General features: G+C 60.0%; 13 protein-coding genes. 3 read left to right on the top strand and 10 right to left on the bottom strand.

All coding sequences use genetic code 11. From position 1 onward, the window contains the following. Nucleotides 1-40: 40 nt before the first annotated feature. Nucleotides 41-2158, bottom strand: coding sequence for a formate dehydrogenase subunit alpha (gene fdhF, locus ACYQ14_RS18655; protein WP_459890338.1), 2118 nt, complete (start codon nt 2156-2158; stop codon nt 41-43). A 190-nt stretch (nt 2159-2348) separates the two neighbouring features. Between fdhF and ACYQ14_RS18650 the strand changes: the two genes are divergently transcribed. Both ACYQ14_RS18650 and ACYQ14_RS18645 read left to right on the top strand, forming a co-directional pair. Next, nucleotides 2349-2927: a hypothetical protein gene (locus ACYQ14_RS18650; RefSeq protein ID WP_459890336.1), complete on the top strand. Its 579-nt coding sequence runs from the start codon at nt 2349-2351 to the stop codon at nt 2925-2927. Nucleotides 2928-3072: 145 nt separating this feature from the next. Next, complete coding sequence (locus ACYQ14_RS18645) at nt 3073-3849, top strand: 2-keto-4-pentenoate hydratase (protein WP_459890334.1); 777 nt, start codon at nt 3073-3075, stop codon at nt 3847-3849. Between the two features lie 121 nt (nt 3850-3970). Here the strand turns inward: ACYQ14_RS18645 and ACYQ14_RS18640 are convergent, their stop codons facing one another. From ACYQ14_RS18640 to ACYQ14_RS18630, 3 genes are all read right to left on the bottom strand, one after another. Beyond that, nucleotides 3971-4753 (bottom strand): 2-keto-4-pentenoate hydratase, encoded by a 783-nt coding sequence (locus tag ACYQ14_RS18640; RefSeq protein WP_459890332.1) that lies wholly within the window; start codon nt 4751-4753, stop codon nt 3971-3973. Between the two features lie 179 nt (nt 4754-4932). Continuing rightward, nucleotides 4933-5886 (bottom strand): VOC family protein, encoded by a 954-nt coding sequence (locus ACYQ14_RS18635; RefSeq protein WP_459890330.1) that lies wholly within the window; start codon nt 5884-5886, stop codon nt 4933-4935. Nucleotides 5887-6084: 198 nt separating this feature from the next. Then, nucleotides 6085-7044: an amidohydrolase family protein gene (locus ACYQ14_RS18630; protein ID WP_459890328.1), complete on the bottom strand. Its 960-nt coding sequence runs from the start codon at nt 7042-7044 to the stop codon at nt 6085-6087. 227 nt (nt 7045-7271) lie between these two features. Between ACYQ14_RS18630 and ACYQ14_RS18625 the strand changes: the two genes are divergently transcribed. Next, nucleotides 7272-7643 (top strand): VOC family protein, encoded by a 372-nt coding sequence (locus tag ACYQ14_RS18625; RefSeq protein WP_459890327.1) that lies wholly within the window; start codon nt 7272-7274, stop codon nt 7641-7643. Nucleotides 7644-7709: 66 nt separating this feature from the next. Here ACYQ14_RS18625 and dmpG read toward each other — a convergent pair whose 3' ends face one another. The 6 genes from dmpG to ACYQ14_RS18595 form a co-directional block, all read right to left on the bottom strand. Beyond that, nucleotides 7710-8747, bottom strand: coding sequence for a 4-hydroxy-2-oxovalerate aldolase (gene dmpG, locus ACYQ14_RS18620; RefSeq protein WP_459890325.1), 1038 nt, complete (start codon nt 8745-8747; stop codon nt 7710-7712). Next, the gene (locus ACYQ14_RS18615) at nt 8740-9681 is read right to left on the bottom strand and encodes an acetaldehyde dehydrogenase (acetylating) (RefSeq protein ID WP_459890323.1); all 942 of its coding nucleotides are present in this window, start codon (nt 9679-9681) and stop codon (nt 8740-8742) included. Before ACYQ14_RS18615 ends, dmpG begins: the two co-directional genes overlap by 8 nt. A 124-nt stretch (nt 9682-9805) precedes the next feature. Beyond that, nucleotides 9806-11299, bottom strand: coding sequence for an aldehyde dehydrogenase family protein (locus tag ACYQ14_RS18610; RefSeq protein WP_459890321.1), 1494 nt, complete (start codon nt 11297-11299; stop codon nt 9806-9808). A 360-nt stretch (nt 11300-11659) separates the two neighbouring features. Further along, nucleotides 11660-12967, bottom strand: a complete 1308-nt coding sequence (locus tag ACYQ14_RS18605; RefSeq protein WP_459890319.1) for an FAD-dependent oxidoreductase — start codon at nt 12965-12967, stop codon at nt 11660-11662. Between the two features lie 100 nt (nt 12968-13067). Further along, nucleotides 13068-13517: an aconitase X swivel domain-containing protein gene (locus tag ACYQ14_RS18600; protein WP_459890317.1), complete on the bottom strand. Its 450-nt coding sequence runs from the start codon at nt 13515-13517 to the stop codon at nt 13068-13070. Further along, nucleotides 13514-14800, bottom strand: coding sequence for an aconitase X (locus ACYQ14_RS18595; RefSeq protein ID WP_459890315.1), 1287 nt, complete (start codon nt 14798-14800; stop codon nt 13514-13516). Before ACYQ14_RS18595 ends, ACYQ14_RS18600 begins: the two co-directional genes overlap by 4 nt. Nucleotides 14801-14855: the final 55 nt, after the last annotated feature.

The raw sequence follows: 14855 nt of genomic DNA, 5'->3' as shown, positions 1-14855 counted from the left end.
CGACTCGATCAACTGGTTGCACGCGAACCGAAGTACCCCGTTAATCGTCGGCCGGTGTTTCGGGGCTGTCTTTCTCGAGCGTGACCTCGATATCAGTCGCCGCGGCCTTGTACTCGGGGATTTTGGCTCGCTCGTCAAGGACGTCGTTCGTGAGTTTGTTCGCGGAGGCGGCCGCGAAGTGGGGCGTCGTCCAGACGACGCCTTCCTTGATATCTTCGGTGACCTGCGCCTCGACGGTAATTTCACCCCGTCGAGATCTGAGCGTGACTTCCTCGCCCGTTTCGATCCCGTACCGTTCGGCGTCGTTCGGGTGGATATCGACGAAGTTTTCGGGCGTCTGTCTGTTGAGCGTCGGCGACCGACGGCTCATCGTACCCGTGTTGTAGTGTTCCTCGAGGCGAGCAGTCGTCAAGACGAGCGGGTACTCGTCGTCGGGCGTTTCGGCTGGCGGCGTGTGACTAACACCCTCGATGTGACCCAATCCGCTTTCCGTGTCGAACTCCTCCTCGTAGAGGAACGGATCGCCTTCGTCGCCCAGTTCGTAGCAGGGCCAGTGAAGCCCCTCTTCGCCGAGCAGGTCGTAGGTCATCCCGTGGTAACTCGGACAAACCTGGCGTAGCTCTTCGAAGACCACTTCGGGGTCGTCGAAGTCAAACCCGTCGGCGCCGAACAGACGAACACCGACTTCCGAGAGGATGTCCAGGTCGTGGCGGGTGTTTTCGTGGACTTTGTCGATTCCGCGCATGCGCTGGACGCGGCGGTCGGTGTTGGTGACGGTCCCCCCTCGTTCGGCCCACGAGGTCGCCGGGAGGATGACATCCGCGTACTCTGCCGTTTCGGTCATGAATATGTCCTGGACGACCATGAACTCGAGTTCCTGGATTCGTTCGGCGACCCGGTTCGCGTCGGGTTCGCTCATGACCGGGTTTTCGCCCATGACGTAGACTCCTTTGATCGAATCCCCGAACTCGTGTGAGATTTCGACGTTCGTCAAGCCCGGCTCGGGCGGGACCTCGAAGCCCCAGACGTCCTCGACCGATTTGCGGGCCTCGTCGTCATCGACCAGCTGATAGCCGGGCAGGACGTTAGGCATCGCTCCGACGTCACAGGTTCCTTGCACGTTGTTCTGTCCGCGCAACGGATTGACGCCCGTTCCGGGCCGACCGAGGTTGCCCGTGATCAATGCCAGGTTGATCTCATTTTGGACGTTGTCGACACCGCACCGATGCTGGCTCATCCCCATCCCGGTGAAGATCGCCGCGTTGTCGGCCGTGGCGTACTTTTCTGCGGCCAGTTCGATGTCCTCGAGCGGGACGCCACACTCCTCGGCGGCCGCTTCCTTGTCGAAGTCTTCGAGCGTCGTTTTGAGGTCGTCGAATCCCTCGGTTCGCTCCGCGATGAACTCCTCGTCGATCCAGTCGTTCTCGAGGGCTGTCTTGATGACGACGTTCAACAGCGGAATATCGGTTCCGGGGTTCAACTGGAGGTGCATGTGCCGTTCCGTCTCGTCGATCTGGAACGACTGGGTCGTCTTGTTCGCGTGGGGATCGACCTGAATGACCGTCGCACCGTCGAGCATCGCCTGCCGGAAGTATTGACTGTTGGCGATCGGATGTTGCTCTCCGGGGTTCGCCCCTTGTATCCAGAAGACATCCGTTTCGTCTCGAAGATCCCGCATGCTGTTCGTCATCGCGCCGGCACCCAGACTCGTCCGGAGTGCCCACACCGTCGACGCGTGACACATGCGCGTGCAGTTGTCGACGTTGTTGGTTCCGTAGCGCCGAGCCAGCTTTTGAAGGAGGTAGTTCTCCTCGTTCATCGTCTTCGAGGAGCCGAAAAAGCCCATCGCGTCGGGCTCGTACTCCGATCGGATTCGCTCGAGTTCGCTTACAATGTACTCGTAGCACTCCTCCCAGGTCGCCTCGCGGAACTCCCCGTCCTCCTTGATCAGCGGCTCGGTCAATCGATCCTTGTGGGCAATGACTTCTGTCGCCGCACCGCCTTTGATGCAGATGCGCCCTTCGTTGACCGGCGCGTCCCCCCAGGGCATGAACCGAACGTCGTCGGGTTCTTCGCCCTGTTTGACCTGAATTCCGCATCCGACGCCGCAGTACGGACAGATCGTTTTGGTGGGAGATTCTGTCTCATCCGTCGACATCGTGATCACCTGCTTGATTGTGGGTCATGATATGGTATACTAACGCTTCCCACGGGTATGAACCTTTCTCTCATCGCGATTCGGTTCGCCGGGCTGTCTATCGTTTTTGTGACCGATCCGTACGCCCGCCTGCAGGTGTCAGTTACCAAGGGCAACATTCACGCTCTTGGCACACGTACCCTCCGTTACGATGGATCTCTCAGCGGAATCTGTCGGTCGCCTCGTTGAAGCGTACCCCGATACTCAACCCCTTTCCGGGGTCGAGGCGGACCACCTCGAGATGCTTCCCTCAACGCTGGAAAGCGGTTCGTACGGTCGGCGCGACGTAGAGTGGATCGTGCAGTGGTACTATCGACGGTTTTTGGGTGATTATCCCGATGCCGAACGACGCGAAGCCGAAGACGCCTTCAGCGACAACGAGTTCGACGATATCCGCCGAGCGATCGACGGCGCGTTGCAGCGCGAGACGACGGGAGCGAAACTCGAGTGCCTCACGGACCTTACAGGCGTCGACGTTTCGGTTGCGACCGCGTTCTTACAGTTTCTCGACCCGAAAACCTACCTGGTACTGAGCGAAACCGAGTGGGAGTCGTTGCGACGGTGTGGCGAATTCTCGAAGCAGTATCCGTCACGGCCGTCGTCAGCTGATTACGACCGATACCTACGGGTGTGTCGATCGGTCGCCGACCGGTGTGAGTGTACGCTTCAGACGCTCTACCGAGCATTGTGGCAGATCCAGATAGGACAAGGTCGAGCCGATAGCGATTAACGAGCATCGCGTTCGAACGCGGAGATTGAGGCAATTCCGCCGGAGCAGTGTTCTCCGTTTCCCGACTCGCATCGACACGGACGATGCGGCGTTCGTCTCGCTTCGTATCCCAATCTATTTGCTGGTGACCGCTTCTTGTATACGTATGCTTGACGACGAGACCCGCAATCGGCTCGCGGAATCGCTCTACGAGGCACTGCAAACGAACGACCCCATCGACAGGCTCACCGAAGCACACGACATGACGACCGAGGATGCCTACGCCATCCAGTCGAACCTCGTCGACCGTCGTCTGCAGGACGGCGCGTCTCTCGTCGGTCACAAGATCGGGCTCACGAGCACGGCGATCCGCGACCAACTCGGCGTTCCCGAACCCGATTTCGGTCGGTTGCTGGACACGATGTTTATCGACGGGCGAAAAGTTCCCGGCGACGAACTCATCGAACCGCGCATCGAACCCGAGATCGGATTCATGATCGGAGAGGATCTCGAGCCGCCGGTGTCGTCCCTCGACGTCCTGGCCGCGACCGAGTTCGTCGTCCCGGTTCTCGAAGTGATCGACAGTCGTGTTCGCGACTGGGATATCCGAATTCAGGATACCATCGCGGACAACGCGTCGTCTGCGTTGTATCTCACCGGCGAGACCCGAAGTGCCGTCGACGGGATCGACCTCTCCCTGGAGGGTCTGAAGCTCTATCGCAACGGCGAGCTCGAGGCCTCGGGTGTCGGCGCAGCGGTTCTCGATCATCCCGCGCGAGCGGTCGCGTGGCTCGCGAACACGCTCGACGATTTAGACGAGACGCTCGAGGCCGGGCAGTTTATTTTGAGCGGTTCGGTAACACCCGCGGTCGATATCGAATCCGGAGACGTGTTCACGGCCGAATTCGCTTCGATCGGGACGGTTACTGCGACCGTCGAGTAAAAACGGTGTTTCGGCCGTCTTCGAGGGAGCGTTTCCGCCGTCTCACTGAGACTCACTGTGGCTGATGAGAGTGGACAAAAATCGAATTATTGTCACATGAGAACAGCGGACAAATCGGTGTTCACTCGGCGGTGAGCGTAATCTCTCCGATGTTCGCGAACTTGATGTGATACACGTCGCCCGGTTCGATGTCGATCGCGGCGTTGATGCCGCCGGTGAGGATCAACTCGCCCGCTTTTAGCCCTTCGTCGAGTTCGTCGAGTCTGTTTCCGAGCCACGCGACCGCTCGAGCGGGGTGTCCCATGATATCCGCGCCGACTCCCGTCGCCTCGAGTTCCCCGTTGACCGATATGACGACGCTTTCCATCGCGAGGTCGACGTCGGTCACGCCACGAAGCGTTTCGCCGACGAAGACGCGGCCGGCCGACGTGTTGTCGGCGATGACGTCTTGGGCCGAGGGGATAGTCCACCCCTGGAACCGGCTCTCGAGGATCTCGACGACCGGAACGACGGCGCGCGTGGACGTGAGGATATCGGTCGGGGTCACCGGCGCGGAGATGTCCTCGTCGAGGATAAGGCCGATTTCGGCCTCGAGCCGGGGGGAGATCAGCGAGTCGGTCGGTATCGTCGCCCCGTCGAGTACGGTTTCTTCGGTCACGGAGCCGAATATCGGCTCTTGAATCCCGAGCTGTTCTTGTTTCGCCTCGCTTACGAGGCCCAGCTTGTGGCCGGTTATCCGCCCGTCATCGCCGCAAATGCGGTCGATGACCCCTGATTGTATCTCGTAGGCTTCGTCCACCGAAATTTCCTTCTCGTCCGTAAGCGGTGGAATCGGCGAACTCGTCTTCTGTGCCTCGTAAAGCGATTCCGCGAACTCGGTCGTTTCGTTTTCGCTAAGAGTCATCCGGTTTGTTCTTTCGTTGATTGCTTATTTAGTGTTCCGCCTCTCCCGCATCGATAGTCCGTTTCAACGGATGGACAACGATGTACGGCGAGCGAAATCCGAAATGGTCGAATCGACTCGGACTCCACTCCGATACGTTGTCTTGAAGTCGAACGGCGTATCGGAGCTGGTGATCGCGCTCAATTAACGTACTCGAGGCCGTCCCATGCAGGTCCTTGGCCGACCCACTGGTGGTTGGTCTCGCCACCGATGTCTTCTTCCGTCCATTCGATCGGCTCCCAATCGGGTTCGAAGTTGAGGTATCCGGGGCCGGCGAACAGTTCGATACGGAACTCGCTTGCGGGATCTGAGACGTACAAGAAGTCAGCACGCGTGATCGCGTGACGGCCCGGACCGCCATCCGGTTCGATGCCGTGTTCGCTCAGGATGTCGGCGGCGCTCCAGAGTTCGTTGAGGCTATCGAGGTGATAGGAGAGGTGATGGAACCCTTCGGTCGTTCCCGGCGGCTCCCGGTGGATCGCAATATCGTGTGGCAGCGGCGTTACCGCGAGCCACCAGCCCCAGAGTTCGTCGTCTTCCGCTCGATACCGCTCGTTCAGTCGGAATCCGAGTTCGTCCTCCAACCAGACTGCGTGGTCCGTGGCCGTTTCGGTCGGGTCCTGGACGTGAACGTGATCGATGCGCCGCGGCGCGATTCGATTCGCAACGGCTTCGGTGTAGTTGCGATTCTTGAGCCCCGACCGTTGGTCTTCGGGGGCTCGAGGCTTTTCGACGTCGTAATAGAACTCGTAGGGATGGCCGAATTTCTCGATTCGAATTGCCTCTCCCTGTCCCGATTCGACTCCCGCGTCGAGATAGGTAACGTCAGTGCCGTTTGTTTCGAATTGGTCGGCGAGTTCGCTCAACGCGTCGGCACTAGACGTCCGAAACGCGATGTGATCGACTCCTTTCTGTCCCGATTCGGTGATGCTTAGCGTGTGATGTTCCCAGTCTCGTTGGCCGCGGAGATAGGCGGTATCGTTGGTCTGTTCGACTATTTGAAGCCCGAGAACCTCGTTGAAGAACCAGAGCGATTCCTCGAGGTCGGGCGTGTGTATCGCGACGTGGCCGAGTTTTGCGATTTGTGACTTCATCATTCATATCACCAGCTAGTGATAGCCGCGTTCCTGTGTCTCCTGTTGACACAAACCACCGTTGGCGGCTTGCTAAAACTGTTCGTAAGACAGATATATAGGTATTTTCCTCCGACCGCTTGCTCTCGAACCGGACATCGGACGACCGAGTACTTCGATATCGACGACAAAATCCGCAACTGGCCGCCGTCGGACGCGCTACTCGATCAACTCGAGGAGGTTTTGGGAGTAGATCTGCTCTCGTTCCGATTCGTCGATATCCATCTCCTCGATGGCGTCGAGTCCGTTTTCGATGCCTGCGCGTCCTCGACTGGGTCCGAATGGGTAGTCGGTGCCGTAGATGAACGTGTCCCCGAAGAGGTCGTACGCGCATTCATGGGCCGAGACGGAGTTCCCGAGACAGCTGTCGGCGTAAAACTCGCCGAAGTAGTCGCTCACCGGTTGCTCTAGGTCGGGAAGGTCAGTATCGGCGTAATTGTCCGGATACTGCATGCGGGTCTCGTAGAACCCGTCGATGCGCCCGCTGAAATAGGGAATCATGCCGCCGCCGTGATGGGACACAATGTCGAGATCGTACTTCTGGACGACGCCGCCGAACACGAGCCGCGAGAGCGCGAGCGTGGTGTCGAACGGCCAGCCGAAGAGTCGGTGATCCATGTACTCGCTCGCCCAGTCGTACCACTCGAACAGTTGTGGGTGGATCCACAGGGGCGCGTTTTCGGCGTCGGCCTTGGCGAAGAGCGGATCGAACTCCGGTCGATCCAGCGGCTTGCCGTCGATGTTCGAAAAGATCTGAATGCCGGCCATGTCGAGATCGTTGACGCACCGGTCGAACTCGTCGATGAACCCGTCGTTGACCTTCGGAATCGTGCCGACCGGAACGAACCGATCGGGGTGCTGATCGGCGATACGTTTGATCTCGTCGTTCGCTAATTTCGTTAGTTCCAGCGCCGTTTCGTCGCCCATCCCCTGCCAGATCGGTGGCAGGGCGATCGTGATCACCTGCTTGTCGATGCCGAACTCGTCCATATCCTCGAGGCGCTGATCGAGATCCCACAGAAACGACGGCGAGCCGCTGAGACCCTGGAATTCGTACTCCTCGAGCAACGTTTCGTAGAACCGTTCCGTCAGCGCGTGGGTGAATGCGTCGATTTTCATCGTTGGAAGTGTGTGAGCGGTCGTCGAACCCGTTCTCGGACAGTGCCCGGGTTGTGCTACCGATGATACATCACTAGTAACGAATACGCATCATATAAACCTCACGTCCACGCGACGAGTCCGTTCCGGCTCTTCCGTCTCGTGCTCCGTCGACGCGTCCCTCCGACCGCAACTCGACTCAGGCGCTGTTCCGACGATTTTATGCTTTTCGCTGTTCATCGGTTCCTATGGACGTCATACACAGTGCGCTTTGGGTATCGGACATCGACGAAACGCTGTCGTTTTACGTCGATTCGCTCGGCCTCGAGAAGACGCGCGAATTCGAGAGCGGCGAGGGCGCTCGAAACGTGTTCGTCGCCGGCGATTCCGACACCGAGATCCAGTTCAAGTCCCATCCGGATCGCGAGCCGTCGTCGGACGGGTTCGACCACGTGGCGATCGAAGTCGACGATACCGACGCCGAGGTCGAGCGACTCGTCGAGGAAACGGGCTGTCGGGTTCGGCGGGGCCCGCTCACCTCTGACGGCGCGAACGCTCGAGTCGCGTTCATCGAGGATCCGGACGGGTACGGCATCGAACTGGTTCAGGAGTTCGACTGACGACCGGCGGTTCGCGACGCTTCTCCGATCGGTTAGCAAAACGATACGGGACCACTCGAGAGTCCGTTAGTCGTCGGCCTCGGCTTCGTCCGCCCGCTCCTCCGCGATGCTCGCGGCGATATCGGTGATCATGTCCTCCTGACCGCCGACGACGCCCATCTCGCCCAATTCGACGAGGATCTCTCGAGGGTCGAGATCGAATTTCTCGCCGACACGACGGGTGTGTCGCAAGAACGACGAGTAGACGCCCGCGTAGCCCAGGACGAGCGAGTCGTTGTCGAGTTCAGGCATCGTCTCCTCGGTCAACATCGGGACCAGGACGTCCTCAGCGGCGTCCATCACGTTGAAGAACTCGGGCGTCACGTCGTATCCGGCTTTCTCGAGCGTGCCGACGAGTACTTCCATCTGTGCGTTCCCGGAACCGGCACCCAGCCCGCGAAGACAGCCGTCCACCGTCGTCGCTCCGGCTTCGATGCCGGCGAGCGTGTTCCCGATCCCGAGGCCGAGGTTGTTGTGCGCGTGGAATCCGACGTCGATCGATAGCTCGTCGGCGAGCAGTCCAACCCGCTCGCGAACGTCTTCGGGAAGCATCGCACCCGCCGAGTCCATCACGTAGACCGCGTCCGCGCCGTACTCCTCCATGAGTCGGGCCTGTTCTAACACCTTCTCCGGCGGCTCCATGTGCGAAAGCATCAGGAGTCCGTTCGCCTCGAGACCACGGTCCGTGACGAATTCGAAGTGTTCGGCGGAGACGTCCGCCTCCGTCACGTGCGTTGCGATGCGGCAGATGTCGGCACCCCGGTCGACCGCGAGGTCGATCTCTTCGACGGTTCCGATCCCGGGTAGCATCAACACCGAAAGCTCGGTATCCGTTAGTTCGGGGACGACCGCCTCGAGGTACTCCGAAGTGTCCGCCGCCGAAAATCCGTAATTGATCGACGAGCCGCCCATGCCGTCGCCGTGGGAGACTTCGACGACGTCCATCCGCGAGTCGTTGAGGGCGCTCGCGATGTCCGCCATCTGCTCCGGCGTGAACTGGTGGTCGACGGCGTGCATGCCATCCCGAAGCGTCATGTCGACGAGTCGAACGTCGCGTTCAGTCATCGGCATCACCCCCGACGGTCCGCGCCTCGGCGGAGTGCTCCGCGATCCGTTCTGCCGCACCGAGCGCGGCGCTGGTCATAATATCGAGGTTTCCGGCGTACGGCGGTAAGTACTGCCCCTCTCCCTCTACTTCGAGCATCGTCGTGATGACGATTGAATCGCCGAGGTCGAAGCCGACGTCGTCCTGGTCTTTGACGCTCGGCTCGAGGGTCACCTCGTATCCGGGGACATACGACTGAATTTCGCTCTCGATCTCGGCTACAGAGTCGCGGACGTCGTCTACGTCGGTCGTATCCGGAACTTTCGTGTACACCGTGTTTCGCATTAGTATCGGCGGTTCGGCGGGATTGAGGATGATGATCGCTTTCCCCTCGTCGGCGCCGCCGACTTCCTCGATGCCGGCGGCGGTGGTCTGGGTAAATTCGTCGATGTTCTGGCGGGTTCCGGGGCCAGCGCTTTCCGAAGAGATCGTGGATATCATCTCCGCGTACTCGACGTCGGCGACTCGGTTCACCGCGTGGACGAGCGGGATCGTCGCCTGTCCGCCGCAGGTGACCATGTTGATGTTGTTCCCGCTGTTCGTAACATTGTCAATGTTGACGGCAGGGACCGTGTACGGACCGACTGCCGCGGGGGTGAGATCGATCGCGAACAGGCCGAGTTCCTCGTATACTGGCGCCTGCTGTTCGTGAACCGTCGCGCTCGTGGCCTCGAAGACGACGTCGAATTCGTCGGCGTGTTCTCGGACGCTGTCGATTCCGTTCGTTCCCACGTCGATCCCTTCGTCGACGGCGGCCTGAAGCCCCTCGGACTCGTCCACCGGAAAAATCCCGATCATCCGCTGTAGATCGATCGAATCGCTCCGACCGAGGATCTTGTACATGAGGTCAGTGCCAATGTTTCCAGGACCGACTATCGCGGCGTTCACTGCCATGCGGTAACAGTCGTATTAGCGATATTTAGTACTACTGCAAAGCGGATGGGGTTATCGCGATGGAAGTGGCGTATCGATCCTCGGAGAGTCTTCCACCGAATATTTCGGAATCGCTTCGGGGCTCTTAGAACAGGTAATCGCGCGACTCGCGCTGGACCGACGTCCACTTCACTTCGGTGAATTCGTCGATGATCCAGTCACCGTTGTACCGACCCATACCGGAGTCCTTCTTGCCGCCGAACGGCGTGTGCGGCTCCGCGTTGACCGGCTGGTCGTTGACGTGCATCATTCCCACCTCGATCTGGTCCCCGACGTCGCGAGCGCGACCGCGGTCCGCCGAATGGACCGAGCCTGCCAGTCCGTATTCGGTCGCGTTCGCGATTTCGATCGCTTCCTCGTCAGTACTGAACGGGATGATCGGCGCGACGGGTCCGAAGTGCTCGTTACAGGCGGCAGCCATGTCGTTTTCGACGCCGGTGAGGACGGTCGGTTCGACGAACAGATCGTCGTAGTCGCCGCCGGCCTTGAGCGTCGCGCCTTCGTCGATCGTTTGCTCGATGTATTCGACTATCTCGTCGCGCTGTTCCTCGTTGATGATCGGTCCGATAACCGTCTCCTCGTCGGTCGGATCGCCGATCGGGAGTTCGGCCGCGCGGTTCGCGAGTCGTTCGGCGTACTCGTCGTAGAGCGACTCGTGGACGAGATGGCGGTTGATCGAAATGCAGACCTGCCCCTGGTGCCAGAACGAACCGAACGTCCCGGCGTCGATTGCGGCGTCGAGGTCGGCATCCTCGAGGACGACGTGCGGGTTGTTCCCGCCGAGTTCTAGCGCCGGGAGCGCGAAGTGGTTCACGGCGTTTTCCCCGACGAGTCGGCCGGCTCCGGTCGAGCCGGTGAAGGCGACGACGTCGCTGTCGGGATGGGACGCCGTCCGGTCGCCCGCGACGGTGCCGTGGCCGGGAACGACGTTTATGACTCCGTCGGGCAATCCGGCCATTTCGAATAGCCGAGCGATGACGAGTCCGCCGGAAATCGGCGTCTCGGTCGGCGGCTTGAGAACGACGCTGTTCCCGAGGGCGATGGCGGGAGCGACGGCACGGATCGCGAGTTTCAGCGGCACGTTCCACGGGCTGATGACGCTAACGACGCCGGCCGGGTCGCGCTGGATGATGTTTTCCTTCCCCGGAATCTTCGACTGGTTGTGGCGGCCGGACATGCGGAACGCGAACGACGCCGCATCGTGGACGAACGTCACGGCACCGCCGTGCTCGATGTCGAGCTTGGGCGGGGCGCTTCCCGCCTCGACTGCGAGGATTTCGCGGATCTCCTCGGCGTGGGTTTCTAGCAGTTGTGCGACCGTCCGAACGACCTTCGCACGCTCGTCGGGCGTTGTTTCGGCCCACGCTTGCTGTGCGCCGACTGCCGCGTCGTATGCGTCGTCGATGTCTTCGACCTCACCTAACGGAACCTGAGCGATCGTCTCTCTCGTCGCCGGATTTTCCACGGCAACCCGCTCCCGTTCCTCGACGGGGCGCCATTCGCCGTCGATAAAGAGCGCGTTCCAGTCACCGTCGACTGATATTTCGGGTCCGTCTGGTCGAGCAGTCTGTTTAGCCATCGTGAGATCCTTACGCCTCTACTTGCTTGAGTTTTATGGGTAGCACTGCCAGGGTCGATTCGGCTCCGTTATCGACCGAGCGAGCACGATCCGCACGCGGAAACCGCCTGAGCGCTCGAGGACTATTGCGAGTGATCGCGGATCGGATCGAATCCGATTATATCGGTATCAATCGCGTCATTCCCTGTGGATGCACAACCATGAGATACTGATACTAGTTCGAGCGATAGCGTTCGCCCGACGCCAGCCGGGCTAGCTAGGGTGCAAGTAGCGAGGGTCGTCGCACTCGGTGTTCGCTCCGACCGAGTTTCGATTGCTCCGTTTCTGCACCGAAACCGGATAACAGAGTGCAATCGGTGATTAGTCGGTTCGCTCGAGGTTGTCGTACAATCGCTCTTGGAGGTCGTCCATGTCGATCTCGTAGACCGGGTCCGAACCTGCCAGATCGAGACTGTGTGCAGCGGCAGCTCCCATCGCGATACAGATACCCATTATCCGGATCGCCGAGAGGGCTTCGGTATCAGCATCGACACAGCGGCCGACCGTGACGATGTTGTCCGCTCCCTCGGGTATCATACAGGACAGCGGGATGTAGTAGACGTGGCCGTCTTCGAAGTGCTCCCAGTGAACGTCTTCTGGGGTGTCGTGGAGTTCGACCGACCACGAACCGCGTGCGACGGCGTCGTCTGGCCGGTACCCCTCCTGGAGGTCGTCGAGCGTCAGTTGCTCACGGCTCTTGATCCAACGGGTCTGGCGGATCCCGGGATTCCCGTAGCGGCGAACGCTCGCGCCCTCGAAGATTTCGGGAAACTCCGTTTGCAGGAACTCGATTGTCTTGTCGGCCTGTCGGCGTCCCTCGAATACCATATTAGCGTACCCAAGCGGGTCCAGTGGCGTCTCGATATGGGTGATGTTAGCCAGCATGAAATCCTTCTCGGGAAAGTGCATCAAGTGGCCGTCTTCCCGGACGAGACCGTACTCCTCGCCGACCTCCTCGAGCCGATCGTGAACGTCGTCCATCGAGAAGTCCCCAACAGCATTGGTGTCGTACCCCTCGATGAGAAAGTTCAGCGAGCCGTACACCGGTTCGTTGGGTTCGCGTAGCTCGAGTCCGGCCTCCCAACAGAGGCTCCCATCGCCGGAGGCGTCGATGAATCCGTCCGCTTCGACTCTGACTGAACCGTACCGCGTCGTGAAATCGAGATGGTTCACGTGACGGTCGGTGAACTCCACATCGGTGAGTATCGCAGCGAGCAGCGTTCGTACGCCATGCTGTTGGCACTTTCGTTCCATCCACCGCTGGAGTTCGACTTCGTCGTACTGGAACAGGACCGTCGAAAGTTCCGAAGTCTGGGCACTGAGCCGCTGAATCGACCCCTCCGGTTCCAAGTCCTTGATGAGGTCGTCAGCGATACCGTGAGTGAGCTGATAGGGGTCGTCACCGTGGGAGTAGAGTCCGATGAGCGTCCCGATGATCGAGCCGACCGCCTGACCGCCGATCGACTGTGAAGCGTCGGCCAAGACGACGTCTGCACCCGACTTGGCAGCCTCTAACGCGGTCGAGACGCCTGATATTCCCGCGCCGAGGACACAGATATCGGCTTCGATGTGCGTTCGGTCGTCCTGTTCCGACTTGGATACCGTATCCGTCTGGATGTCTTCTGTCATTGTAGTGTCTTCTCTGTTGTGTTTCACTATCCGTTGACGAACCCTGGCTTGGGGCCAGAGCCCCTGATGATCGTGTTCGGTTCGTGATCGGATATGCCGGTTACTCTGATACGTCCCTGTCGCCGGAGTCAGCGCGTTTCGTGATCGTTACGATACCCTCATCACCGTCGACGGCCACCAGATCGCCGCTGTCGATTACTTCTGTCGGATCCTCGTCTAGGTCGGTCACGGCAGGCACCCGCGTGACGACAGCCCCGAGCGCCACTTTCGTGGTCGTTTCTTCGTAGACCATCGCAGCGGGTGCGGTATCGGCCAGCCGCGTCGTGTGAAAGATCGACGACCAGCCCGAGGACCCCTTCGCCCCCCGGAACACGAGCACCTTGTCCGTGAACGATTCGCCATGGAGTTCGTGGCGCATTTCGATAATCGTCCCGTCTGCCGGATCGACGCCGCCCCAGCCGGAGATCGTCTCGTCGGTGACGATGGCCTCCGCCTCGATATAGCCGTCGACGACGGGGCGTCCCTTGAGAACGATCGTCTCGTCGGTCATGGCCGCTCACCATCCCAGGAACCGGAGATTGCCGCATCGATGACGTCTTCGGTCGAGCCGAACCACGCCTCGACGTCCATGATGGCCGGAAGATAGTGAACTTGCTTGGCCGAATCGAGCGCAACGACGTCGGTCTCCGGCGGGATGGCCTGACTCATCGACGAACACGTATCGGTCATCATCTTCCCGCCAGCGGCACGGATCACGTCCGCGTGCCCTTCTTGTTCGGCTTGATCCCGAACCTTTCGAGACGCGAACAGCCACAGCTCGACGTCTTCATCAAGCTCTCTCCCCTCCAGGAGACGACTGGCTTCCCGCACCTGTTCTATCGAGTAGTGCGGACAGCCCAGCATCACGAAGTCGATGTCGCGGTCGTCACCGACAGCATTGAGTTCATCGTACACCTCCCTGCAGGCCTCCTCGTCGTAGCGATAGACATCCTCTGGTTCGTTGGGACCGAACGCACTGGCCTCAGTCTCGGCTTCCGGGGTTTCGCCGACGACGTGGTAGAGTTCGATCCCGCCGGAGGTCGCCGCAGAGGCACCGAAGTGCTTGTGCTCTACCCGGCTTGGACTCCCGTAGTCACCGACCAGAACGGGGATGTCTTCCTGAATGTGTTTACCGACGAAATAGCCTAGCATTCCCCAATTCATGATATCGTCGACCGGCACGTCGACTTCTATCCGGTGGGTTCCGTACCTGTTCTCATCGCGATGGAGCCCCCAGTCGGGAATTTTACCCGTGAGCATCGCGGCACTGGTGCTTTCACGTCCCTCGACGTTCGTCCGCGCACCGAGGACGGAGTTGATGAACACGACGGCCGACGACTCCATCCACGCACAGTGTTCCCCGTACGACGGGAGGTTTCCCGCGTGGTACGGCGTACACGTCTTCAGAACTTCAACATCGTGGTCGGCGGCGAATTCCTCGCTTATACGGTCCAGTTCGGCGTTTTTCTGGTCGGTTCCCAGCTCGTCCCAATGTTTGGGTTCGACCTTCCCCTGCAGTCGGGTGGCACCAGCCTCGGTATCGGGGACGTCAACGACCCGATCGCTATCGAGATCGTATCGCGAGAATATCTCGTTGTGACTGGTACTTCCCCCGCCGTAGTAGTTCTCGAGGAATTCGTTGACCGCTCCAGGAACGCCAGCAACGTTGTCCGTATTGATGAGGCGGTCGACGTCTAGTGCTTCGGCGTACCTGATCAGTAGATCCATCGCCACCTGTTTGGCGGGACCTTCCTCACCGTTCAGCATGGCCCGTTCGTCGGGATCTAGTTCCATCGCTGATCACCTGAGCCCCACTCAGGTGAACGGGATGGTCCGATCCCTGTTACAG

The sequence above is a fragment of the Halostagnicola bangensis genome, from assembly GCF_054653435.1.
The sequence above is the reverse complement of the archived record's forward strand: the minus strand, read 5'-3'. Positions and strand labels throughout refer to the sequence as shown.